This is a genomic window from Xanthomonas albilineans (assembly GCF_002939705.1).
GTDB classification, from domain to species: Bacteria; Pseudomonadota; Gammaproteobacteria; order Xanthomonadales; family Xanthomonadaceae; genus Xanthomonas_A; species Xanthomonas_A albilineans.
In genome coordinates, this window is record NZ_MDCB01000004.1 from 74,483 (window position 1) to 99,614 (window position 25,132).

The 25,132-nt window shown below is 64.3% G+C and carries 18 protein-coding genes; 14 read left to right on the forward strand and 4 right to left on the reverse strand.

Annotated elements, in window-relative coordinates; genetic code table 11:
- Positions 1 to 23 precede the first annotated feature (23 nt).
- The 4 genes from XalbCFBP2523_RS04990 to XalbCFBP2523_RS05005 form a co-directional block, all read right to left on the reverse strand.
- Positions 24 to 1,097, reverse strand: coding sequence for a 3-deoxy-7-phosphoheptulonate synthase (locus tag XalbCFBP2523_RS04990; RefSeq protein WP_045765149.1), 1,074 nt, complete (start codon positions 1,095 to 1,097; stop codon positions 24 to 26).
- Positions 1,098 to 1,483: 386 nt separating this feature from the next.
- Positions 1,484 to 4,363: a TonB-dependent receptor plug domain-containing protein gene (locus tag XalbCFBP2523_RS04995; protein ID WP_045765148.1), complete on the reverse strand. Its 2,880-nt coding sequence runs from the start codon at positions 4,361 to 4,363 to the stop codon at positions 1,484 to 1,486.
- A gap of 606 nt (positions 4,364 to 4,969) precedes the next feature.
- Positions 4,970 to 6,616: a chaperonin GroEL gene (gene groL / locus XalbCFBP2523_RS05000; RefSeq protein ID WP_045765147.1), complete on the reverse strand. Its 1,647-nt coding sequence runs from the start codon at positions 6,614 to 6,616 to the stop codon at positions 4,970 to 4,972.
- A 111-nt stretch (positions 6,617 to 6,727) separates the two neighbouring features.
- Entirely contained in the window at positions 6,728 to 7,015 is a 288-nt protein-coding gene (locus tag XalbCFBP2523_RS05005; RefSeq protein ID WP_012914877.1) for a co-chaperone GroES, read from the reverse strand.
- 256 nt (positions 7,016 to 7,271) lie between these two features.
- Here XalbCFBP2523_RS05005 and cutA point away from each other — a divergent pair, with 256 nt between their 5' ends.
- The 14 genes from cutA to XalbCFBP2523_RS05075 all read left to right on the forward strand — a co-directional run bounded on the left by cutA (position 7,272) and on the right by XalbCFBP2523_RS05075 (position 24,980).
- Entirely contained in the window at positions 7,272 to 7,613 is a 342-nt protein-coding gene (cutA, locus tag XalbCFBP2523_RS05010; protein ID WP_045765146.1) for a divalent-cation tolerance protein CutA, read from the forward strand.
- A 4-nt stretch (positions 7,614 to 7,617) separates the two neighbouring features.
- Complete coding sequence (locus tag XalbCFBP2523_RS05015; RefSeq protein ID WP_052687904.1) at positions 7,618 to 9,903, forward strand: protein-disulfide reductase DsbD family protein; 2,286 nt, start codon at positions 7,618 to 7,620, stop codon at positions 9,901 to 9,903.
- A complete protein-coding gene (locus tag XalbCFBP2523_RS05020) occupies positions 9,900 to 10,484 on the forward strand; it encodes a TlpA family protein disulfide reductase (RefSeq protein WP_045765145.1) in 585 nt (194 codons plus the stop codon). The genes XalbCFBP2523_RS05015 and XalbCFBP2523_RS05020 overlap by 4 nt, the downstream gene beginning before the upstream one ends.
- Positions 10,485 to 10,685: 201 nt before the next feature.
- Complete coding sequence (aroQ, locus tag XalbCFBP2523_RS05025; RefSeq protein WP_045765144.1) at positions 10,686 to 11,162, forward strand: type II 3-dehydroquinate dehydratase; 477 nt, start codon at positions 10,686 to 10,688, stop codon at positions 11,160 to 11,162.
- A gap of 52 nt (positions 11,163 to 11,214) precedes the next feature.
- Positions 11,215 to 11,697: an acetyl-CoA carboxylase biotin carboxyl carrier protein gene (gene accB, locus XalbCFBP2523_RS05030; protein ID WP_045764212.1), complete on the forward strand. Its 483-nt coding sequence runs from the start codon at positions 11,215 to 11,217 to the stop codon at positions 11,695 to 11,697.
- Positions 11,698 to 11,826: 129 nt separating this feature from the next.
- Positions 11,827 to 13,194 carry an acetyl-CoA carboxylase biotin carboxylase subunit gene (accC, locus tag XalbCFBP2523_RS05035; protein WP_012914871.1) on the forward strand — a complete coding sequence of 456 codons (1,368 nt, stop codon included), beginning with the start codon at positions 11,827 to 11,829 and terminating at the stop codon, positions 13,192 to 13,194.
- A gap of 224 nt (positions 13,195 to 13,418) precedes the next feature.
- Positions 13,419 to 14,339, forward strand: a complete 921-nt coding sequence (gene prmA, locus XalbCFBP2523_RS05040; protein WP_045765143.1) for a 50S ribosomal protein L11 methyltransferase — start codon at positions 13,419 to 13,421, stop codon at positions 14,337 to 14,339.
- A gap of 281 nt (positions 14,340 to 14,620) precedes the next feature.
- Complete coding sequence (locus tag XalbCFBP2523_RS05045) at positions 14,621 to 15,352, forward strand: DUF3426 domain-containing protein (protein ID WP_045765142.1); 732 nt, start codon at positions 14,621 to 14,623, stop codon at positions 15,350 to 15,352.
- A gap of 113 nt (positions 15,353 to 15,465) precedes the next feature.
- Positions 15,466 to 15,738, forward strand: a complete 273-nt coding sequence (gene fis / locus XalbCFBP2523_RS05050) for a DNA-binding transcriptional regulator Fis (protein ID WP_012914868.1) — start codon at positions 15,466 to 15,468, stop codon at positions 15,736 to 15,738.
- Positions 15,739 to 16,090: 352 nt separating this feature from the next.
- Positions 16,091 to 17,035, forward strand: a complete 945-nt coding sequence (locus XalbCFBP2523_RS05055) for a hypothetical protein (RefSeq protein ID WP_045765141.1) — start codon at positions 16,091 to 16,093, stop codon at positions 17,033 to 17,035.
- Between the two features lie 273 nt (positions 17,036 to 17,308).
- The gene (gene purH, locus XalbCFBP2523_RS05060; protein WP_045765140.1) at positions 17,309 to 18,895 is read left to right on the forward strand and encodes a bifunctional phosphoribosylaminoimidazolecarboxamide formyltransferase/IMP cyclohydrolase; all 1,587 of its coding nucleotides are present in this window, start codon (positions 17,309 to 17,311) and stop codon (positions 18,893 to 18,895) included.
- 264 nt (positions 18,896 to 19,159) lie between these two features.
- The gene (purD, locus tag XalbCFBP2523_RS05065) at positions 19,160 to 20,449 is read left to right on the forward strand and encodes a phosphoribosylamine--glycine ligase (RefSeq protein ID WP_045765139.1); all 1,290 of its coding nucleotides are present in this window, start codon (positions 19,160 to 19,162) and stop codon (positions 20,447 to 20,449) included.
- A gap of 241 nt (positions 20,450 to 20,690) precedes the next feature.
- Positions 20,691 to 22,916 (forward strand): YccS family putative transporter, encoded by a 2,226-nt coding sequence (gene yccS / locus XalbCFBP2523_RS05070; protein WP_045766594.1) that lies wholly within the window; start codon positions 20,691 to 20,693, stop codon positions 22,914 to 22,916.
- A gap of 141 nt (positions 22,917 to 23,057) precedes the next feature.
- Positions 23,058 to 24,980: an MFS transporter gene (locus XalbCFBP2523_RS05075; protein WP_045765138.1), complete on the forward strand. Its 1,923-nt coding sequence runs from the start codon at positions 23,058 to 23,060 to the stop codon at positions 24,978 to 24,980.
- The last annotated feature ends 152 nt before the right edge of the window (positions 24,981 to 25,132 follow it).

The window sequence follows — 25,132 nt, forward strand, 5'->3', positions numbered from 1 at the left end:
GGCGCCAGATGCCGATGCTGCACTCAGGCCGCCTGCGCCGTTCCCGCACGGCGCCGCGCCCGCACGGCCTGCGCCAAGCGTTCCAGCACCTGTACCGAGGTGTCCCAATCGATGCAGCCGTCGGTGATGCTCTGACCGTAGACCAGCGGCTGGCCGGGACGCAGATCCTGGCGACCACCACGCAAATGGCTTTCTATCATTACGCCAACAATGCGAGGCTGCCCGGCTTCGAGCTGGCTGGCGATGTCCTGTATCACTTTGGGTTGGTTATCCGGATTCTTGGCGCTGTTGGCGTGACTGGCATCGATCATCAGCCGCGCCGGCAACCCGGCTTTCTCAAGCAACTGCGCGGCAGCGGCGACGCTATCGGCGTCGTAGTTGGGTTGCGTGCCTCCGCGCAGAATCACGTGGCAATCCGGATTACCGGCAGTGGCCGCGACAGCGGTGTATCCATCTTTGGTCACTGCCAGGAAATGGTGCGGATGCGAGGCCGCACCAACCGCATCGACAGCGATCTTGACGTCGCCGCTGGTGCCGTTCTTGAAACCGACCGGACACGACAGGCCGGAGGCCATCTCGCGATGCACCTGACTTTCGGTGGTACGCGCGCCGATCGCGCCCCAGGCCACCAGGTCGGCGATGTATTGCGGCGAGATGATGTCGAGGAATTCCACGCCGGCCGGCAGGCCGAGGCGGTTGATATCGCGCAGCAGGCCCCGCGCCAGACGCAGGCCCTTGTTGATGTCGAAGCTGCCGTCGAGATCGGGATCGTTGATCAGGCCCTTCCAGCCAACCGTCGTGCGTGGTTTCTCGAAGTACACCCGCATCACGATCTCCAGCGCATCGCCATAGGTGTCGCGCAACGGGCGCAAACGCTGCGCATACTCCAACGCCGCCAACGGGTCGTGGATCGAGCAGGGACCGATCACCACCGCCAAGCGGTCGTCCTGGCCATGCAAGATCGCGTGCAGCGCCGCGCGCGCGGTGGCGACGGTCTGCGAGGCGCTCTCATCGCAGGGCAACAAGGCCAGCAGTTGCGAGGGCGGGGTCAGCGGTTCGATCTTGCGGATGCGCAAATCGTCAGTATGGGGAGCCATGGGCATTTCTCATCGGGTGGCTGGGTGGTGCCAGATCCAGCGGCATGAAAAAAGCCGCCAGGTTCGCTGGCGGCTTTCGGGATGCGGCTGAAGTGTCCTTCAGCTTGAACGCCATCCTTCCTCCGCCAGCGGCATCGGAAAGCCGTAATACCAAAAGTAAAAGCTGCGGCAGGAAGCGATCATGGACACAGTGATAGCACAGGGTTGGAGAAAACACCACAGTTGCCGATGCAACCGATACGGCCGTGAAGCAGGCACGGAGGACTGGACATGCGCAGCATAAAAAGCATCGCTTCCATCGCATTGCCGGGCACCGCGACCGGTCACGCGGAAGAAAACGTAAACCATCGGCAACTGTAACTTTACCGAACTGCCCGCTATGGCACTTAAAAATCGAACACATACTCCGCCGCCACTTCGCGACCGACCGCGTCGTACAGCGTGGTGTTGTAGAACTGGTAGCCGTAGTAGCGCTCTTTGTTGTCGTAGCCGACGGTGTTGAACACGTTGTTGACGTACAGGTTGACCTTCATCTTCGGCGTGATGCGGTAACCGGCGGTGAGGTTCCAGTACAGCGCCGGGCCGACGCGGCCGAAGTAGCGGATGGTGCTCTCGCCGAAGTGGCGGTTCCCCCTGTCGGTGACCCGGCATTCGGCCGAGGGACTAGGCTGATAGCCGTCGTCGAAGCGCGTGCAGGTCCCCCAATTCACCGCCTCGGTGGAACCGAAGCGTTTGGCATACACGGTCAGATCCAGCGGGCCGCCATTCTCCCAATGCACGCTGCCGCGCAGCTTGGTGCGGACCTTTTGATCGCGCAGGTTCTTGTCGTCGTCGGTGCGGTAGGTCTGTTCGTGATAGCCGATCAGGTTGTTGTAATCCAGCGCGAAGTTGAAGTTGCCCCAGCGCGCGGTGGTCAGGCGGTACTTCAGTGCGGCGTCGATACCGGACACACGCATCTGCGCGATGTTGATCGGCCCTTGTTCGATGCCGGTCACGCGGCCGGCGGCATCGCGCGACACCCGCGAAACGATGCGCGTGCAGTATTCGGCGCCACCGGGATTGACCCACACGCCGCCAGCAGTGGTCAGGCCGGTGCGACACCCCGCCTCGGCGCTGAGGACCTCGTCGCGATTGAGGTCCTTGATCATGTCCTGCAGGCGGATCTTGTAGTAGTCCGTGGTCAGCGACAGGCCTTCGGTGATATCCCAGACGAAACCGGTGGTCACCGAGCGTCCGTGTTCCGATTCAAGGTCCGGGGTGCCGCGACGATTGACCTGCATCAGGTAGTAGACGTCGCTGTTCTCGGCGTTGCAGGCACCGGTGAGGTAATACCCTTTCTGGATGCAGCGATATTGGTCGATCACCGTTTGCTGGGTCGAGCTGGGTTCGCCGAGCACGTATTGCATATCCGGGGCACGGAAGCTGGTGGCGACGCTACCGCGCAACAACAGCGTGCTGAGCGGTCGCCATTCCAGCCCTGCGCTCCAAGTGGTGTCGCTCTGCGTGCCGATGGCCGTGCCGAGATCGCTGCTATAGGAGCGATAGTCACCATAGCGGTCGTGACGCGCCGCGAGGCTTGCATTGAGCGAGGACAGCAGCGGCACATTGAATTCGATGCCGCCGGAATAACGCAGGCGTTCGCCACCGCCATGATCGACCACGTCCAGCGGATAGCAGTTGTTGGCGCAGGGATCCGGCACGAGTCGGTAGCCTTGCTTGGCCACTTCGCCGACCGCGGCGAACTTGATTGGCCCAGCCCATCCCTGGATCAGTTCACCGGTGATGTTGGCGCTGGCCTGGTTGACCCACGAATCGGCGCGGTTGTCCGCCTTGACCGCCAACGCGTTGTACTGGGCACCGGTGAGTGGCTGGTACCAGCGGTCTTCGTTCAGCGCGTAGATCGGCGTTCCGTCGGCGGTACTGCCCAACTGCGGGCCAAGGAAGTAGTCGGTGGCCTTCTGGGTGTCCACCGTCCGCACGTACTCGTCGACGGTATAGCGCGCGCGGCCAATCGCCACTTCCCAATCGAAGCGGTCGGCGAGGCGGCCCTTGAGGCCAGCGCTCAGATCCCAGGAAAATTCCTTGGTGATATTGGCCAGGTTCTTCCAACCGCCGGATTCGTAGCGGGTCAACTGGCGGATCGCATACAGGTTGCGATCACTATCGGTGTCGTGGAACGGGCCAAGGTAAACGTAGGGCGGATCATAAGTCCAGTAGCCACGGCTCTTGGTCGTCGACAGCGTACTCCAGGCCTGCACGCCATTGTCGAAATCGAACGTGCCGTACAGATACGCCGAGCCGTTGTCGCCGCCCTTGGCGGCCAGCCAGTCGGCGTAGTCATGCGCCATCCCGCAATAGCGACCACGATTGCGCACCGTATCGCTGTTGTAGTCGTAACTCAGCCGCTGTGCATCGATGAACTGGCCACCGAAGCGCGCGCAGGTGCCGCTGGGCGGAGCCAGGCGTTGATTGCTGTCGGCATCGATCAGGCTCAAGCCGGTGAATGGATTGAAGCCGTATTTACGCGCCTGCGCGGTCCAATTGCTGTACGACTCGTCGTTCTGAGAATCCACCTTCGGTCGTTCGCCCACCGACAGCGGATCGCGTCGCGTCCACTGCAATGCGTAGGTGAGATTCCACTTGTCGCCGCCGTGACCGCCGACCCAGGACAAGTCGAACACGTCGCGCCCACCTTCGGTCGCGGTGCCGCCACGCACACGTAGCTGGTTACCCTTGTAGCCCTTTTTCAGGATCACGTTGATGACGCCGGCCACGGCATCGGAGCCGTAGATCGCCGATGCGCCGCCGGTGAGGATTTCAATCCGCTCCACTGCCGCAGAAGGAATGTTGGCAAAGTTGGCGAAGTTACTCTCGCCGGCATAGGGCTGCGGATAGTCGGCGACGCGATGGCCGTTGACCAACAACAACGTACGCCCGGGGCCGAGGTCGCGCAGATTGATCGGCGCGGCGTTGGGCGTATGCGAACCGTATTTGGTGTCGGCCTCGACGCTGCCTTGCTGGTTGAGCGTCTTGAGTACGTCGTAGACGGTCAAAAAGCCTTCCTGCTGGATCTGCTGCGCGCTGATCACCACCACCGGCTCGACACCCTCCACCTCGGCGCGCTTGATCCGCGAACCGGTGACCACGACCTGACCGAGATCGGTGGCATCGGCGTCCGGACTGGCGCTTTGCGCCCGCGCGTCGGGGACGGCGTACAGCGCCAGCACGATGCCGAACGCGAGGGTGGTGAAAGACCGGATGTGCATGCGCTGTCCCCTGCGGCTAGAGATGGAGGTGCCGTCGCAACGCGACGGCGTGCAGCGTCCTTTTCGCCACCTCGCGCCCACGGCAGCGCAGCGCATGCCACCGGCACACGCCACCCTGCGCCGACCACGGCGCACAGAAAAAGGACGAACATACGGGCCTACAGCTCCCCTGATACCCGTACTCCCTAAGCTGCATGGCGTCGACAACCCTGTCAACACACTGACACGGGAGAGCTGTAGACGGTTTCGACATTGTGCGTGATTCGCCATCGCGCAGATGGATTCCCGCCGTAGCGTGGCGGCTGCCGGGAGACGGTCCGTGTACCGCCAGCACGGTGTCCGCCTCATCCTCGATTGCAGCGAAACGACGTATCGCTGCGGCCGAAGATCGGCCAGCCGGTGCTGTCCAGAAAATGTGCTGATCGAGTTGGCAGACCAGGGCAGCCCTGGTGACTCGCACGCGCTGTGAAAGTACAGCGTTTAGCACATCGACATGCCGGCCACGATGACCATCGCAACCGTGGCCGGCAACGGACAAAAAAGAGCCCCGCATCGCTGCGGGGCTCTTTTGACTGCGTGACGCAGGTTCGGCCAAGTCCGGCTGGATCAGAAATCCATGCCGCCCATGCCGCCCATGCCACCGCCCATGCCGCCCGGCGCGGCCGGCTCTTCCTTCTTCGGCGCTTCGGCCACCATCGCCTCGGTGGTGATCATCAGGCCGGCGATCGAGGAGGCGTTCTGCAACGCCGAACGGGTCACCTTGGTCGGATCCAGGATACCGAACGCGACCATGTCGCCGAACTCGCCTTTAGCAGCGTCGTAGCCGAAGTTGCCGGTGCCTTCCTTGACCTTATTGAGAATCACCGACGGTTCTTCACCAGCGTTGGTGACGATCGCGCGCAGCGGCGCTTCCATCGCGCGCAGCGCGATCTGGATGCCGTGGGTCTGATCTTCATTGTCGCCCGTGAGCGAACCGATCGCGCTCAGCGCGCGCACCAGCGCCACGCCGCCGCCGGGGACCACGCCTTCTTCCACCGCGGCACGGGTGGCGTGCAGGGCATCTTCGACGCGTGCCTTCTTTTCCTTCATCTCGATTTCGGTCGCAGCACCGACCTTGATCACCGCCACGCCGCCGGCCAGCTTGGCCATGCGCTCCTGCAGCTTCTCCTTGTCGTAGTCGGAGGAGGTCTCGGCAATCTGCAATTCGATCTGCTTGATGCGCGACTCGATCGCGGCCGTATCGCCGACGCCATCGATGATGGTGGTGTTCTCCTTGGAGACCTGCACCTTCTTGGCGCGGCCCAGATCCTTCAGGGTCGCCTTCTCGAGGGACAGACCCACCTCCTCGGAGATCACGGTGCCGCCAGTCAGCACCGCCATGTCTTCCAGCATCGCCTTGCGGCGGTCGCCGAAGCCAGGAGCCTTGACCGCCACGACCCTGACGATGCCACGAATGGTGTTGACCACCAAGGTTGCCAGCGCCTCACCTTCCACTTCCTCGGCGACGATCAGCAGCGGCTTGCCGGCCTTGGCCACGCCTTCCAGCAACGGCAGCAGGTCACGGACGTTGGAGATCTTCTTGTCGTGCAGCAGGATGAACGGATCGTCCAAGTCGGCCGACTGGCTCTGCTGGTTGTTGATGAAGTATGGCGACAGGTAGCCGCGGTCGAACTGCATGCCTTCGACCACATCCAGTTCGTTGACCAGGCCCGAGCCTTCCTCGACCGTGATCACGCCCTTCTTGCCGACCTTCTTCATCGCATCGGCGATGATCCTGCCGATCTCCTTATCGGAGTTGGCGGAGATGGTGCCGACCTGGGCGATCCCCTCGTCGCCATCGGCGGGCTTGCTGATCTTCTCCAACTCGACCACGGCGGCCGCAACCGCCTTGTCGATGCCGCGCTTGAGGTCCATCGGGTTCATGCCGGCAGCCACAGCCTTGGAGCCTTCGCGGATCAGCGCCTGCGCCAGCACGGTGGCGGTGGTGGTGCCGTCGCCGGCGTTATCGGACGTTTTGGAGGCGACTTCCTTCACCATCTGTGCGCCCATATTCTCGAACTTATCCGCCAGTTCGATTTCCTTGGCGACGGAGACGCCGTCCTTGGTGATGTGCGGGGCACCGAAGCTCTTATCGAGCACGACGTTGCGGCCCTTCGGGCCAAGGGTGGCACTGACGGCATTGGCGAGGATGTTGACACCGCGCACCATGCGCGAACGGGCGTCTTCGCCGAAACGGATATCTTTGGCAGCCATATGGGTAACTCCGGAATGCGTGATTTGGGGATGAGGAATCGACCGGCAACGCCGGGCTGAGAGCACAGGGAGCGCACTGCGCGTCCCGCGTCCAACCCCGCGCTGAGGCTTTTAGCCGACGACGGCCAGGACGTCGTCTTCGCGCAGCACCTTGTACTCGACACCTTCTGACTTGTAGCTGGAACCGGCGTACTGGCCGTAGATGACCTTGTCGCCAACCTTCAGCGCCGGCGCGCGCACGCTGCCGTTGTCCAGCGGCTTGCCGGGGCCGACAGCCACGACTTTGCCCTTGGTGGACTTTTCCTTGGCCGAATCCGGGATCACGATGCCGCCGGCGGAGATTTCGTCGGCTTCGATCGGCTGGACTACGACGCGGTCGTAAAGCGGCTTGATGCTCATTGAGAGAGACCTCTTAAGTAATTGACTGGTCTAAAAAATTTCGGCGGTATTAGCACTCGCGCATGACGACTGCCAGCAACGCTCGCGAAAAAACCCGGCACGCCGGGATGCGCAAGATGTAGTGCCACGACCAGATCTTTCAAGGGCCGCAAGCAAAAAAATTTCGCTCAGGCTGTTCCACAACACACACCAACCTCCAGGCAGCGCCCTGGGCACCCCGCCAAAGCCACGGCGACGTCCTTATACTGTTGGAGGTATGGCCTCGCCCGCGCTACGCTTGTTGTTCAGCACCTGCCCCGATGCGGCCAGCGCCACTCGGATCGCGCTAGCACTGGTCGGCGAACGATTGGCCGCCTGCGTGAGTCGCCTGCCCGGCCTGCACTCCACCTACCGCTGGCAGGGTACGGTGGAGCAGACCGACGAAGTACTGCTACTGATCAAAACCGCTGCCGACCGGCTGCCCGCATTACGGCAGCGGCTATGCGACCTGCACCCTTACGAGGTCCCCGAACTGGTCGAAGTCGAGGTTACAGATGGCCTGCCCGCCTACCTGCAATGGCTACATGCCCAAACCCGTGAAGAACTAGAAGAACCATAAGCCGATGAACTTGCTCCATCGTGTCACCGCCCTGTGCCTGCTGGCCATAGCCGCCTTCCCCACCTTAGCGATCAGCGAAAAAGACCTGCTGCCGGTGGACCAGGCCTTCGTGCTGAGCGCGCAGGCGCCCGAGCCCGGCCGCATCGTGCTGCACTGGAACATCGCCAAGGGCTATTACCTGTATCGGCACCGGATCGCGGTACGGGTGATCGACGGCTTCAAAGCCAATCCAACGCTGCAACTGCCGGCCGGACACAAGAAGACCGATCCGTATTTCGGCGAAGTGGAAACCTACCGTAACGAACTGACCGCCGTGCAAAGCGGCCTCGCCGCCCCCGGCACCACACGCCTGCAAGTGGAAGTGCGCTACCAGGGCTGTGCCGACGCCGGCGTGTGCTACCCGCCGCAGAAACGCATGCTCGAGGTGATGCTACCGGCGGCCGTTGCCGCGGATGCGGCGCCGCCGACCACGTCTGCGCTGCCAAGCAACCGCTCAGGTGGCGAGGAAAAACCGCTGCTCGGCGCCAGTGGCGCTACCGACGCGCTGCAAGGCCTGCCGCTGCCGTCGGACCAGGCCTTCGGCTTCGAAGCCATCGTCAGCGACGGCAATACCTTGCTGTTGCGCTTCACTCCCGCGCCAGGCTACTACCTGTACCGGGACCGCACCGCGCTGGCGCTGGAAGGCGCCCCCGGCATCCGCACAGGCATGCCGCGCTGGCCGCAGGGCCGCTCGCACCAGGACGAGCATTTCGGCAACGTGGTGGTCTACTTCAGCCAAAGCGAGGTGACCGTACCGCTGCAACGGCAGCGCACCAATGCCGCCGAGGCGACCTTGGTGACCACCTTCCAGGGTTGTCAGACTGACGGCATCTGCTATCCGCCCATGACGCGGCGCGTAAAGCTGTCGCTTCCCAAAGGCACGCTCACTCCGCCCGATCAAGCGACGGTGACGCCGCTACTGGTGAGCCCACTGGACAGCCGCCAGACCGACGCCAACAACGCGACCACCGCTGCCAGTCAAGCGACAGCGCCTGCGCCCAAATCCACGCCGGCTGCCTCGGCGCACAGTGACGCACACCGCGCCCCGCCGCCGCCCGCACCGCAAAACCTGCTGTGGATCCTGCTGCTAGCACTGGGAGGCGGTCTGGTGCTGAACCTGTTGCCGTGCGTGCTGCCGATCCTGTCGTTGAAGGTCCTGGGCTTGGCACAAAGCGGCGAAAGCCGCAGCCGCGCTCGCCACCATGCGCTCTGGTACACCCTGGGGGTATTGACCTCCTTCGCCGTGGTCGGCGGTATCGCCGTCGCCGCGCGTCTGCTGTGGGGCTTCCAATTGCAGCGCCCGGGCTTCGTCGCAGTGCTGGTGTATCTGATGTTCGTGGTCGGGCTCAGCCTGTCCGGCGTGTTCACCCTCAGCACCAATCTCGGCGGCCTGGGCCAATCGCTGTCGGCACGCAGCGGACCGGTCGGCGATTTCTTCACCGGCGTGCTGGCCTGCGTGGTGTCCAGTGCCTGCATCGGCCCATTCATGGGTCCGGCGCTGGGCTATGCGCTGACCGCACCGCCGGCCACGGCCATGCTGGTGTTCCTGACCCTGGGCCTGGGCCTGGCGCTACCGTTCCTGCTGATCGGCTTCGTGCCGTCCCTGGCCACGCGGCTGCCCAAGCCGGGTGCGTGGATGGAAACGCTCAAGCAAGTGCTGGCGTTCCCGATGTACCTGACCGCGATCTGGCTGCTCTGGGTGCTGGGCAAGCAACGCGGGGTGGACGCGGTGGCGCTGCTGCTGATCGGCGCCACGCTGCTGGCCCTGGGCCTGTGGTGGTTCGAGCGCGCACGCTGGCGCGGCCATGCGCTGGGGATGCGCGCGGCCAGCGTATTGCTGCTGCTGGCGCTGTTGCCGGCCTGGGGCGTGACACGACTGCCTCCGCCCAGTGCCACGATAGAAGAGGGCAATACCGTGGCCTATTCGCCGGAGCTGCTCGACCGTCTGCGCACCGACAACCGCGTGGTGTTCGTCAACATGACCGCGGACTGGTGCGTCACCTGCAAGGCCAATGAGCGCAACGTCTTCCGCAGCGACGCGTTTCGCGACACGCTCAAACGCGTGGACGCGGTGTACATGAAGGGCGACTGGACCAACGAGGACCAGCGCATCAGTGCCTTCCTCGCCGAGCACAAAGCGGTCGGCGTGCCACTGTACGTAGTCTACGGCCCCGGTGCGCCGCCGACCGTGCTGCCACCAGTGCTGACCCAGGCCGTAGTCGAAGACGCGCTGCTACGCGCGGCACGATGACCGCCACGCCGCGACGCCTGCTTGTGGTCGCGGCGGTCGCGGCGGTGCTGGGGATGATCGCCGCGCAGGGATGGCAACGTACGCGGCTGACGCGCTCAATTCCTGCGGCGCCCGTCGACGATCCCGCCGCACACGCGCTCGCCGCACGGCCCGGCGAGCACGCACCGACGCTGCGCCTCACCAAGCTCAATGGCGAACGCATCACCCTGGCGCAGTTCCACGGCAGGCCGCTGTTGATCAACGTCTGGGCCAGTTGGTGCGAACCGTGCGTGCGTGAAATGCCGGAACTGGAGCGTCTGGCGCGCAGGCCAAGCAAAGGCGGCTTGCAGGTGTTGGGCATCGCCCTGGACCGGGTCGAGGACGTGCGCGCATTCCTGCAACGGGTGCCGATCGGCTACCCGATCGCGCTGGAGACCCCCGGCCCGACCGACGCCAGCGTGCGCCTGGGCGACACTCGGGGCTTATTGCCTTATAGCGTGCTGATCGACGCCGATGGCCGCATTGTGAAACAGAAACTCGGTCCGTTCGCCGCAGGCGAGGCCGAGCGCTGGACACGCGACAGCAGCTCGCCAGCGTATTGAGCGGCACAACGCAGGCGATCCGGCACGGATTGGAACCGTGGCACCACAACGCCGACAAGATGCTCTTGGACGCGCGCCTAGCCCAGCGCAGGGGGGAATCCGCAAAGTCAAACGCATGCTTAAAACATCTGCAACTTCGCCGAACTGGACAGCAATGCCGGCTTCGCGCAGACTGCCGCCCTTTCCACTGCTGTGTCCCCGATGGCGCGACTGCTGCTACTGCATGGTCCCAACCTCAATCTGCTCGGCAGCCGCGAACCGGACGTGTACGGGCACGCCACGCTGGCGCAGATCGATGCGGCACTGCTGGCACAAGCCGATGCCGCTGGTCACCAGTTGGACAGCCTGCAATCCAACGCCGAGCATGTGCTGGTGGAGCGCGTGCAGGCCGCACGCGACGATGGTACCGCGTTCATCCTGATCAACCCGGCCGCGTTCACCCACACCTCGGTGGCGTTGCGCGATGCACTGGTGGCGGTGGCGGTCCCATTCATCGAAATCCACCTATCCAATCCGCACAGCCGCGAGCCGTTCCGCCACCACAGCTATTTCAGCGATCGCGCGGTCGGTGTGGTCTGCGGATTTGGTGCCGACAGCTACCGCTATGCGATGGACGCGGCGCTGACGCGGCTGGGAGCGGGCGCATGCGCCATCCCGGCACGCAGCATTCCTGTCTAAGTCGCCGGGCCACGCGCCCGGTCTTTATTCCGATTCACCTCACGAGGCCGTTATGGATCTGCGCAAAATCAAGAAGCTGATCGACCTACTGGAAGAATCCAATCTCGCCGAGATCGAGATCAAGGAAGGCGAGGAAAGTGTGCGCCTGGCGCGCACGCCCAAGGGCATGGTCGGCAGCGCGCCGCAGTACGTCTCCGCACCGCCGGCGGCTGTGCCTGCACCGACCGCCGCGATGCCGATGCATTCGCCGACCGAGGCCTCCACCGGCGGCAGCGCCAAGCCCGGCAACGCCCTGCCCGAGGGCCACGTGCTGCGTGCGCCGATGGTCGGCACCTTCTACACCTCGCCGTCCCCCGACAAGCCCGCGTTCGTCAGCGTCGGCCAGACGGTGAAGATCGGCGAGACCCTGGCGATCATCGAAGCGATGAAGATGTTCAACCCGATCGAAGCCGACGTCGCCGGCACCATCGTCGCGATCCTGGGCGAAAGTGGCCAGCCCGTGGAGTTCGACCAGCCACTGTTCGTGATCGGTTGAAGCGCCGGGACTCGGGACCGAGACCCGTGACTCGGAAAAGCAAGCGCCCCACGCGCCGATTTGCTTTTCCGCGCCCCGCGCCCCGGATCACGTGTCCAGAACCACATCCCGCGTTCGGAATCCTTTCCCATGCTAGATAAAGTCGTCATCGCCAATCGCGGCGAAATCGCCCTGCGCATCCTGCGCGCGTGCCATACGCTGGGCATCCGCACGGTCGCGGTGCATTCCACCGTGGACCGCAACCTCAAGCACGTCGCCATGGCCGACGAGTCGGTATGCATCGGCCCGGCCGCGTCGGCGGAGAGCTACCTCAATATCCCGGCACTGATCGCCGCGGCCGAGGTCACCGACGCGCAAGCCATCCATCCTGGCTACGGCTTTCTGTCGGAGAACGCCGATTTTGCCGAGCGCGTGGAGCAATCCGGCTTCATCTTCATCGGCCCCAAGGCCGACACCATCCGCCTGATGGGCGACAAGGTGGAAGCGATCCGCGCGATGAAGGCTGCCGGCGTCCCCTGCGTGCCCGGCTCGGGCGGTCCACTGGGCGAGGACATCGTCGCCAACACCAAGATCGCGCGCGAAATCGGCTATCCGGTGATCATCAAGGCCGCTGGCGGTGGTGGCGGTCGCGGCATGCGTGTGGTGCATTCGGAAGCGGCGTTGAAGGCGGCGATCGAGACCACCAAGTCCGAGGCCAAGGCCGCTTTCAGCAACGACCAGGTGTACATGGAGAAATTCCTGGAGAATCCGCGCCATGTGGAGATCCAGGTGCTGGCCGACGGCCAGGGCAATGCCATCCATCTGGGCGAGCGCGACTGCTCGATGCAGCGTCGCCATCAAAAAGTGGTCGAGGAAGCGCCGGCACCGGGCATCACCGAGGAACTGCGCAACGAAATCGGCAAGGTCTGCGTGGACGCCTGCATTCGCATCGGCTATCGCGGCGCCGGCACCTTCGAGTTCCTGTTCGAGAACGGGCGCTTCTACTTCATCGAAATGAACACCCGCATCCAGGTGGAGCATCCTGTCACCGAGCGCATCACCGGCATCGACCTGGTCTGCGAACAATTGCGTATTGCTGCCGGGCACAAGCTGAGCATCAAGCAAAAAGACATCGTGCTGCGCGGCCATGCGATCGAGTGCCGCATCAACGCCGAGGATCCGGAAACCTTCATGCCCAATCCAGGACTGATCACCGGCTTCCACCCGCCCGGCGGCCCCGGTGTGCGCGTGGACACCCACATCTACAGCGGCTACAAAGTGCCACCGAACTACGACTCGATGATCGGCAAGTTGATCGTGCATGGCCCCGACCGCGAGACCGCGATCGCGCGCATGCGTGTGGCGCTGAGCGAGATGGTGGTGGACGGCATCAAGACCAACATTCCGCTACAGCAGCGGATCATGCGCGACAAGGGCTTCCAGGCCGGCGGACAGAACATCCACTACCTGGAAAAGCGCCTGGCCGAGCGCAAGAACAAGTCGATTGCGTTGGTGTGACGAAGCCCCTGGCTCCGGATGGCGGCGCATGCGCTCCGGAGTCAAATCGCGATCCAGTGCCGTGACGAAAAAACGGCGACGTCTTGCCGCCATCGCAATTCGCAACATGCCGTTGGCCCTGTATAACGCCGCCGCCATGACAGCAACACATGCGGCTTACACGTGGAAAACGCCAAATCCCGAGTCCGCGACTCGCCCTCACTCACCTGATCGCCCGCCGACCGATGCCGTTCCTCGAACTGACCTTGCGTTGCACCGACACCACCCAGCCCCGTTACGAAACTGCGTTGGAGGATGTCGGCGCGCTGGCCGTCACCTTGCTCGATGCCGATGCCGACACCAGCAACGAACGCGCGATCCTGGAACCGGGCGTGGGCGAGACGCCACTGTGGGGCACACTGGTACTCAGCGCGCTGTTCCCTGAGGAGCAGGATGCGTTGCTGCTGCTGGCCGCGCTGGACGCGTTCGACCCCGGACTGGACTGGAGCCAGGCCACTTTCCGCAAGGTCGACGACCAGGACTGGGAACGCGCCTGGTTGGATCAATTCCAGCCGATGCGCTTCGGCGCGCGCACCTTCATCGTGCCGTGGAACCACGTGCTGCCGGAGGAGGCCAGCGGCGCCGACGCCGCGGTGGTGCGTCTGGACCCCGGCCTGGCATTCGGCTCCGGCACCCACCCGACCACCGCGCTGTGCCTGCGCTGGCTGGACGCACTGGCCAGCGACGGCGCGCTGGCGCAGGCACGGGTGCTCGACTTCGGCTGCGGCTCGGGCATCCTGGCGCTGGCAGCGCTGAAGCTGGGCGCAGCGGCAGCCGTCGGCGTGGACAACGACCCGCAAGCGCTGCTGGCAAGCCACGACAACGCCGAGCGCAACGCCGTCGGCGCCCGGCTGGCGGTGTACTTGCCCGCCGACGAACCAACCGCGACCTATCCAGTGGTCGTCGCCAACATCCTCGCCTCGGCGCTGGACGCGCTGGCGCCGACTCTGGCAGCCCGCGTCGCGCCGGGCGGACGCATCGCGCTCTCCGGAATCCTGCACGGCCAGGAGCAGGACCTATTGCAGCGTTATGCAGCATGGTTCGAACAATTGCGTACCGAGCAGGACAGCGACTGGATACGCATCGACGGCGTGCGCCGCACCTGAATCCGCTGCCATCGCCTCCTAGATGGACGGTGTGCTCGACGATGACCACTTCGCCTCCCCCTCCCCACCACGCGCACTGCACAGGCAGCGCATAGCATAGCGATGGCATCAGGACCCGGATAGCGCAACGCGCCATCCGTCCTGCCGGCCGCCTTCTGCGCAAAATAAACGTGAGCAACAAACTGTAAGAACGGGCGCGCCAAGCGCGCAGCAGAAGTGTCGCGCTGCACAACCTCTCCGCGCATGCTTGAATAGCGTACTCGCCGTCGCTACGTTTGCGCATGTCCGATCCCACACCACCACGTCCCAGCCTCGCGACCCTGTTACGTCAACCGGATCGGTCGGCCACACACACCGATGCCGCGGCCACGTCCGAGCCCGGCGCCGTAGCGGATGTACCCGCACATGGCGCATCAACGCTCCAGACCGAACCCGATACGGCCGACACTACACCGGACATGCCGGAGGCAATCACCGACGCGGCGGCGCACACGCTAGAGACAGCAGCCAACGCCGCGCCGAGTTTCTTGAGACGCCCGGTGTTGCGCTCCAGACCCTGGCAATGGATCGCCCTACTCGGGTTGAGCGCCCTCTTGGCGATGCAGACTCTGATCGCCGACCGCCAACAACTGAGTGCGGACGCGCACTGGCGGCCATGGGTCACCGGAATCTGCAAAGTGCTGCACTGCAGCGTGCCGGCGTGGCGCGAACCGCACGCATTCACCATGCTCAGCCGCGAGGTACGGCCGCTGCCTGGCAGCGACGGCATCCTCCTGGTACACGCCACGTTTCGCAACGATGCACGCTGGGCGCAAGCCTGGCCGCTGCTGCAGCTATCGCTGGCCGACGCCGATGGACGCACCATCGGCAGCCGCGTGTTGCGCCCGATGGACTACCTGGGCAGTACCCGTCCAGACAACGACACACTAGAGCCTGGACAAAGCGCACAAATCGCCTTCCAGGTCCGCGAACCAACGGCGGAAACAGCAGCATTCAGCTTCGATTTCTACTAAAACCGCACTGATTACCGCCTGTCGCCATGACAGCGACGCGGGCCACGCGCTAGACTCATCGCTCCGCGCCACTCAGTCTCCCGGCGCGGTCGTCTTACCGGGATCCATCGAACTTGAACGCCGCCACCACACGTCTTGACTCCAGTCGCGGCGCACCGAAGCCACCGCTACGCGAACACGTGGCGCAATCTGTGCGCCGCTACCTGCGCGACCTCGACGGTTGCGACGCCGACGACGTATACGAGATCGTGCTGCGCGAGATGGAAATTCCGTTGTTCGTGGAAGTGCTCAACTACTGCGAAGGCAACCAGAGCCGCGCTGCGGCGCTGCTGGGCATTCATCGCGCCACGCTGCGGAAGAAACTGAAGGAATACGGGCTGGCCTGAAGAATACGGCGCACGCAACATGCGCGCCGAAGACACGTCCTCCTCGCCCAATGCGATGCCCGCCGTGGCGCCCAAACACCGCAACACCAGCTCCAGGGGCAATCGCTTTTTGCCACAGCGCTTTTAGGGAACGTCTTTGCAATTCACCAGGCCGATGCACTCTCGATCACAGGCATATCGATGGGGTGTAAAGTCGATTCGTAGAGTGATACTTTCGCGATTGCCTGACGGCTTGGATCGGCGCAAGCCAGCCGCATCGCCTGGCCGGTCACTATGACCGACGCACCATCCATCGATTGGACAACACACGCTCAGCGCCTGCGCTGTGTTGTTGACAATGAAATGCGCAAAAATGAACAAGACCATGTTGCTTTGCCTACTGGCTCTTGCACTTCCTGCATTCGCGAAACATGCCAAAACTGCAGATGACTACCTCTATCTTTCCACCGGAGATTTCGCCAAGGCCAAACCGCTTCTAGCGCGCAGCGACATCAAGGGCGCTCAGGTTATTTATCCCTGGCGCATGCTGGAAAAGTCGAAGGGCATCTACGATTTTACGGCGATCGAACATGACCTGGCCTATCTGCAATCGGTGCACAAACCGCTCTTCGTGCAATTGCAGGACCGCTTTTTCTCCGCCGACGCCCGCCGCATCCCCGAGTATCTGTTGAAAGATCCCATCTACGGCGGAGGTCTGGCGAAACAGGGCGATAGCACCAGCGGCGAAGGCTGGGTGTCCATGCAATGGAATTCCCATGTGCGTGAACGCTATCAGGCGCTGCTCAAGGCACTGGCCGAGCGCTTCGACGGCCGCATCCGTGGCATCAACTTGCCCGAATCGGCGATTGATCTGGACAAGCCCAAAGACTCCGCTGGAGGTTTCAGCTGCGACGGCTACTTTCAAGCCACCTTGGAAAACGCTGCATATGCGCGGGCAGTTTTCAAGCACAGCGCTGTCGTCCAATACATCAACTTCTGGCCCTGCGAATGGAACAACGACCATCGCTACATGCAGCGCGCCTTCGATTTCGCTGTAGCACATCACATCGGCATCGGCGGACCAGACGTGCTGCCCAACAAAAATGCCCAAATGCATAACGCCTATCCGTTCTTCCACGCATACAAGGGACGGCTGGATCTGGTCGCGATGGCCGTTCAGGAACCCGATCTCGACTATCGCGATCCGCGTACCGGTCAAGTCGTGGGCAAGGTTGAGCAGTCCACTTTCGCGACGGACTACCTGGGAGCGCACATCATCTTTTGGTCGCTGTCCTCACCATGGCTTCAATCCCATTGATCCGTGGCAGCGCCGGGCTCGACATCAACGGCCCGTCGTTGACCTGAGCCGCGGATGGAGGGGGTTTCATGGCCGTGAGAAACCTAGTGAATCCTGAGCAATGCAGACCCGATGGCGGTGACACCGAGGCAGGATCCACTCCGCCGAGCGCAACCGATCCTGGCAGCGACCAATGATCGCGTAGATCCATGCCATCGCGCGGCGCCAAGGTCCATGCCGGCGACGGCGCAGCCTACAATATCGCTCCCTCGCTTCGATGTGTGCCTTGCCCTCATGTCTTCCGATTTCCTGCCCGTGCGCCGGGCGCTGCTGTCCGTTTCCGACAAGACCGGCCTGATCGACCTGGCCCGTGCGCTGGCCGCGCGTCAGGTGGAACTGCTGTCCACCGGCGGCACCGCCAAGGCGCTGCGCGAGGCCGGGCTGACAGTGCAGGACGTCTCCGAACTGACCGGCTTCCCGGAAATGATGGACGGACGGGTCAAGACCCTGCACCCACGGGTACACGGCGGCCTGCTGGGCCGTGCCGGCACCGACGATGCGGTGATGGCCGAACATGGCATCGCGCCGATCGACCTGCTGGTGCTGAATCTGTATCCGTTCGAACAGGTCACCGCCGATGCGGCCTGCACCCTGGACGTGGCGGTGGAAAACATCGACATCGGCGGCCCGGCAATGCTGCGCTCGGCGGCAAAGAATTTCGCCCGCGTGGCGGTGGCCACCGATCCGGCGCAATACGCCGACCTGCTGGCCGAGCTGGATGCCAACGCCGGCGCGCTGTCGGCGGCCAAGCGCTTCGCCCTGGCGGTGGCCGCGTTCAACCGCGTGGCCCAGTACGACGCGGCGATCAGCAATTATCTGTCGGCGGTGGTCGAACCCACCAAGGCCGGCGTGTGCCGCAGCGCGTTTCCCGCGCAGAGCAACAGCAGCTTCGTCAAGGTAATGGACCTGCGCTACGGCGAGAACCCGCACCAGCAAGCCGCGTTCTATCGCGACCTGTCCCCGGCCCCGGGCTCGCTGGCGACGTTCGAGCAACTGCAGGGCAAGGAGCTGAGCTACAACAACATCGCCGACAGCGACGCGGCCTGGGAATGCGTGCGCCAGTTCGACGCGCCGGCCTGCGTTATCGTCAAGCACGCCAACCCCTGCGGCGTGGCGGTGGGCACGGGCTGCGGCGACACCTACGAACTGGCCTATGCGACCGATCCGACCAGCGCCTTCGGCGGCATCCTTGCCTTCAATCGCACGCTGGATGCGGCCACGGCCAAGCTCATCCTGGATCGCCAATTCGTCGAGGTGCTGATCGCCCCGGACTACGAAGACGCCGCGCTGAAATACGCCAAGAAGAAGGCCAACGTGCGCGTGCTGCGCATCCCGCTGGCACCGGCCTGCCATGGCTTCATCGACACCAAGCGCATCGGCTCGGGCCTGCTGATGCAGACCGCCGACGATCACGTGGTGACCCGCGACGCGCTCAAGGTGGTCACCCGACTGGCGCCGAGCGAGGCGCAGTTCGCCGACCTGCTGTTCGCGTGGCAAGTCGCCAAGTACGTCAAGTCCAACGCCATCGTCTACGCCAGGGATCAGCACACCATCGGCGTGGGCGCCGGGCAGATGAGTCGGGTGTACTCGGCGCGCATCGCCGGTATCAAGGCCACCGACGCGGGCCTGACAGTGGAAGGCGCGGTGATGGCCTCCGACGCGTTCTTCCCGTTCCGCGATGGCATCGACGCCGCCGCCGCCGCCGGCATCAAGGCGGTGATCCAGCCCGGCGGTTCGATGCGCGACGCCGAGGTCATCGCCGCGGCCGACGAACACGGCATCGCCATGGTGTTCACCGGCGTGCGGCATTTCCGGCATTGAGGCGCGTTGCTCCTGGCACGGCCGCTGCGGGCGGAATTTTGCAACGTCCGCCCGTTGATCGCGCATGGAAGCTGTTTCGTTTGTCCGGTCAGAGCCATTGCAGGAACTGACCATGACAACAAATCGCACGCTGCGTTGTACTGACCATCGTGGCAACCGCACTGAAACGGCCGAGCAGATTCACAGATGCAAAATCTGGCTCGGCTTTATCACATGGCGGCTCTGCTTGGCCTTCCTCCCGATTCGTATGGATAACTCGACCCCATGAAACTCCTCGTCATCGGCGCCGGCGGCCGCGAACACGCCTTGGCCTGGAAACTGGCCCAATCCTCCCGTGTCAGCGAGGTGCTGGTCGCGCCCGGTAACGCCGGCACCGCCGGCGAAGCCAAATGCCGCAACGTGGCGATCAAGGTCACCGACCTCGACGGGCTGCTGACGCTGGCGCAGACCGAAGGCGTGGCGCTGACCGTGGTCGGCCCGGAAGTACCGCTGGTGCTGGGCGTGGTGGACCGCTTCCGCGCCGCCGGCCTGCGCATCTTCGGCCCCACCGCCGCGGCCGCACAGTTGGAAGGTAGCAAAGCCTACGCCAAGGATTTCCTCCACCGCCACGGCATTCCGACCGCGTTCTACGCCGTGCACACCGAAGTGGATGCCGCGCTAGCCTACGTGTACGAGAAAGGTGCGCCGATCGTCATCAAGGCCGATGGCCTGGCCGCCGGCAAGGGCGTGATCGTGGCCATGACCCTGGCCGAGGCCGAGGCCGCCGTGCGCGACATGCTCTCCGGCAACGCCTTCGGCGACGCCGGCGCGCGCGTGGTGATCGAGGAATTCCTCGACGGCGAGGAGGCCAGCTTCATCTCCATGGTCGACGGCGTCAGCGCGCTGCCGATGGCCACCAGCCAGGACCACAAGCGCGTCGGCGACGGCGACACCGGCCCCAACACCGGCGGCATGGGCGCCTACTCGCCAGCCCCGGTGGTCACCGCCGAGGTGCATGCGCGGGTGATGCGCGAGGTGGTGGAACCGACCGTGCGCGGCATGCAGGCCGACGGCGTGCCGTTCACCGGCTTCCTCTACGCAGGGCTGATGATCGACGCCAGTGGCGCGCCGAAGGTGATCGAATTCAACGTGCGCTTCGGCGACCCGGAAACGCAACCGGTGATGCTGCGCCTGCAATCGGACCTGCTCGATCTGGTCGAGGCAGCGCTGGATGGGCATCTGCATGCGACCCAAGCGCAGTGGGACCCGCGCCCATCGCTGGGGGTGGTGCTGGCCGCCGCACCATATCCGGACACACCCGTCACCGGCGAGCCGATCACCGGCCTGGAGGCGGTGCCCGCCGATGCCAAAGTGTTCCATGCTGGCACCGCGCTGGATGCGCAGGGGCGCGTGGTCAGCGCCGGCGGCCGCGTGCTGTGCGTCGCCGCGCTGGGCGATAGCGTGGCCGATGCGCAGCGCCGCGCCTATGCCGGCGTGGCCCGGATCCACTGGGCCAGCGCTTTCCACCGCCACGACATCGGCTGGCGCGCCATCGCGCGCGAACGCGGCGCCTAGCGGCCGTGTAGGCAGCTCAGAAATCGGCAAGCGCTATGTCATCGAGGGCGCGGAAGTTCACTGCCGTGTAGGCAGCTCAGAAACGCTGGCGCAAGCTCAAGAAACGGACGAATGTGTTCACTGCCGTGTAGGCAGCTCAAAAAATCAGGCGCTGGATCGCCACGCCAATGCCTCCCATTCACTGCCGCACCCGGTGACGGTGATCGCGTCGCGCCAACCACGGGTGCGCTATCTTGTTGCGGTGCACACAGCCTCGCTCGAATCCCACCTCAGCCGCCTCTGGGCCCATGAAAAGGCCAGCTACGGCCTGCGCGTGTTCATCGCGCTGGCCGCGGCGATGGGTCTGTGCTGGCATCGCCAGCAGTTGGATGCGCTGCCGGCGATTTTCCTCGGCACCATCGCCAGCGCCATCGCCGAAACCGACGACAACTGGCTGGGACGGATCAAGTCGGTGCTGCTGTCGCTACTGTGCTTCGCCGCGGCCGCCGCCGGCGTGGTGGTGCTATTCCCGTATCCGCTGGCGTTCGCTGCCGGTCTGGCGCTGTCCACCTTCGCCTTGACCCTACTCGGCGCGCTCGGCGAGCGCTATGCGTCCATCGCCCAAGGCACGGTGGCGCTGGCGATTTACGCGATGATCGGCATCGAACATGGCAACCCGAGCGGCCATCTCGGTGCCAGCGCCTGGCATGGCGTGGCGCTGTTGCTGCTCGGCGCCAGCTGGTACGGCGTGCTGTCGGTGCTATGGACCGTGCTGTTCGCCAACCGCCCGGTGCGCGAACGGCTGTCGCGGCTGTTCGTCGAACTCGGCCGCTACCTACGGCTCAAAGCCGCGCTGTTCGAGCCGATCCGGCAAAGCGACCTGCATGCGCGGCGGCTCGCACTGGCCGAACAGAACGCGCAAGTGGTGGCGGCGTTGAACGCAGCCAAGACCGCGATCATGAGCCGCTTCGGCCGTTCCGGCCGGCCCGGCGTGCAGTCCGGCCTGTACTTCCGCCTGTACTACATGGCGCAGGACTTCCACGAGCGCGCCAGCTCCTCGCACTATCCATACGAGGCGCTGACCGACGCCTTCTTCCACAGCGACGTGCTGTACCGCTGCCAGCGCCTACTGGCGTTGCAGGGTAAGGCCTGTGCGGCGCTGGGCGAAGCGATCCGACTAAGCAAGCCGTTCGACTACGGCGAGCAGACCCAGCAGGCCACCACCGATCTGCGCCAATCGCTGGATTTTCTGCATGCCCACGCCGATCCGCAGCAGACGCGCCTGCTCGGCTCTTTAGAGTTGCTGGTGACCAATCTGCAAAGCATCGAGCGGCGCCTAGCCGAGGCCGCGCGATCGGACGCCAACAGCGACACCCTGGATACTCGCCTGCGCGACGCTTCGCCGCATACCCTGCGCGAGATGTTGGTACGCATCGGCCAACAACTCACCCCCGGCTCGGTGCTATTCCGACACGGGTTGCGCATGGCAATCGCGCTGACAATCGGCTACGCGATCATCCAGGCCATGCATACCCGCAATGGCTACTGGGTGCTGCTGACCACCGCTTTCGTCTGCCGGCCCAACTACGGCGCCACCCGACTGCGCCTGGCCGAGCGCATCGCTGGCACACTGATCGGGCTGGGCGCGGCCTGGGCGCTGATGCAACTTTTTCCCAGCACCGAAGTACAGTTGCTGTTCGCCCTGCTGGCCACGCTACTGTTCTTCGTCACCCGCACCGACCGCTACATGCTCGCCACCGCGGCGATCACGGTGATGGCGCTGTTCTGCTTCAACCTGATCGGCGACGGCTTCGTGCTGATCTGGCCGCGCCTGCTCGATACGCTGATCGGCTGCGCAATCGCCGCCGCCGCCGCGTTCCTGATCCTGCCGGACTGGCAGGGCCGCCGCCTCAATCAGGTGATGGCGACGGTGCTGACCAGTTGCGCACGCTACCTGGCGCAGGTGCTGGAGCAATATCGCAGCGGCATGCGCGACGACCTGCCGTACCGCATCGCCCGGCGCGACATGCACAACGCCGACGCGGCCCTGTCGGTGGCGTTATCCAACATGCTGCGCGAACCAGGCCGCTACCGCCGTAACCTGGACGCGGGTTTCCGCTTCCTGGCACTGTCCAACACCCTGCTCGGTTATCTGTCGGCGCTGGGCGCGCACCGCGCCGCACTGGCAGGCGAAGCCGATCCGGACATCGACCGTGCCGGCGCCTACCTACAGGAGACACTGGGTGCGTTGGCCGACGCGCTGAGTCAGCGACGTGACCTGCCCATGGCCGACACCACGGCCGAGATCGCGCTGGCCGATGCGCTGGAACGCGAGGATGGCATCGACGACAGCAAGCGCCGACTGGTGCGCAACCAACTCGCACTGACCCTGCGCTTATTGCCCAAACTACGCGAAGCGGCGCGGGCGGTTACTGATATGGCGACGTCGGCATCAGCATCCGCGCTTACCGTGCCAAACGCAGGCTGACATGCGTTGCCAGCTCGATCAACCGCGCCAGGGGATTGCTTCGCCGCACGCGACAAGCTCGTCCTGCACGAACTGATGCTCCCCAGCAACCTTGATCCGCATCGAAGCTGCTAGGCTGCCGGCGTCCGCAAAGGAGTCTGCATGTCTGCCCACAACCAGTTCGCCCTGCTGCGGCAACGCCGCTTTCTGCCGTTCTTCGTGGTCCAGGCGCTCGGCGCGTTCAACGACAACGTGTACCGACAAGCGATCATCGGCCTGCTGTTTTATCTCGGTGTCACCCCGCAACAGCGCACGCTGTACACCAACTTGGCGCCCGCGCTGTTCATTCTGCCGTTCTTCCTGTTTTCCTCGCTCGCCGGGCAGATCGCCGAGAAGCTTGAGAAATCGCGTCTGGTCGTCATCACCACCACGATGGAGATCGCGATCATGTCGCTGGCGGCGGTCGGCTTCATGACCGAGCACATCACACTGCTGCTGCTGGCGCTGTTCTGCAGCGGCCTGCAAGCCACGTTGTTCGGTCCGGTGAAGTATTCGATCCTGCCATCGGTGCTCAAGCCGGAGGAACTGACCGGCGGCAACGGCCTGGTCGAGATGGGCACGTCGCTGGCGATCCTGTGCGGCATGATCGTGGGCGGGTTGATCTTCCAGATCGCCGGCAACCACGGTCCAGTCGCCGCCGCCACCGCGGTGATCGCACTGGCGCTCACCGGTAACTTGGTCGCACGCCGCATGCCCAAGGTCGATGCCGGCGCACCGCAACTGAAAATCCATTGGAACCCACTGCCGCAGTCGCTGGCGATCATGCGCCTGACCCGTAGACAACTGGCGGTGCGCAACGCCGTGCTGGGCGTGTCGTGGTTCTGGTTCCTCGGCACCGTGCTCACCGCGCAGTTGCCTACCTATGCCGAGGTCAACCTCGGTGGCACGCAGGAGCTTTACATCTTCGCGCTGGCGCTGTTTTCGATCGGCACCTGCACCGGCGCACTGCTGTGCGAAAAACTGTCCGGACACACCGTGGAAATCGGCCTGGTGCCGCTGGGCGCGTTCGGTATCAGCGGCTTCATGCTCGACTTGTACTTCGCCCGGCCTGGCGCAGCGTTGCACACCGGCCTGGAGATCGGCGGGTTCGTCCACCAGTCTGGAAGCTGGCGGCTCATGCTCGATCTGATCGGCATCGGTCTGTGCAGTGGCTTGTTCGTAGTGCCGCTGTTTGCGCTGATCCAAAGCCGCACGCCGAAGGCGGAAATATCGCGGGTCATCGCCGGACTCAATATCCAGAACGCGCTGTTCATTGTCCTCGCCGCAGCGATAGGCATCGCATTACAGTTGCCGCACCTGAGCTTGTTCGGCCTGCGCGTCCCGATGCCTGAGCTGAACATCCCGCAGGTCTTCCTGGCGCTGGCCATCGCCAATGCGCTGGTCGCGCTGTGGATCTTCAGCATCGTCCCAGAATTCCTGATGCGCTTCCTCAGCTGGGTGATGGTGCAGGCGCTGTACCGGCTGCGCGTGCACGGTATCGAGCGACACGTACCCGACGAGGGCGCGGCGCTGATCGTATGCAACCACGTCAGCTACATGGACGCGCTGGTGCTGGCCGCCTCGCTCCCACGACCGGTGCGCTTCGTCATGTACTACCGCATCTTCAATCTGCCCGTGATGCGTTGGATTTTTCGCACCGCCAAGGCGATTCCGATCGCTGGCGCGCGCGAGGATCCGATGCTGCTGGAGCGTGCTTTCGACGCTATCGATGCGGCACTGGCCGAGGGCGAGCTGGTATGCATCTTCCCCGAGGGCACGCTGACCAAGGACGGGCAAATCGGCGCATTCAAGTCCGGGGTGGAGAAAATCCTCGCCCGCCGCGCGGTGCCGGTCGTGCCGATGGCCCTGCGCAACATGTGGAGCAGCATGTGGAGCAGGCGCGATTCGCGGCTGGGACGCATGCGTGTACCGCGACGCTTCCGCGCTCCGATCGAGGTGATCGCCGACACACCGATTGCCGGCAGCCAGGCCAGCGCCGAGGTGCTGGAAGCACAGGTGCGACGACTGCGTGGCGAAGCCGCATAAACGCAGTCAAGCCAGCATGGATGGCTTCGGGGCGATGCGTACAGGCAAGCACGCTGGGCGCAACTCCGCTCTGTCCGCATAAGCACCATGGCGTCCATGCATCAAGGATCGAGAACAGTGAGCCGGGCACGGCAGCCGCCCGTGCATAACAG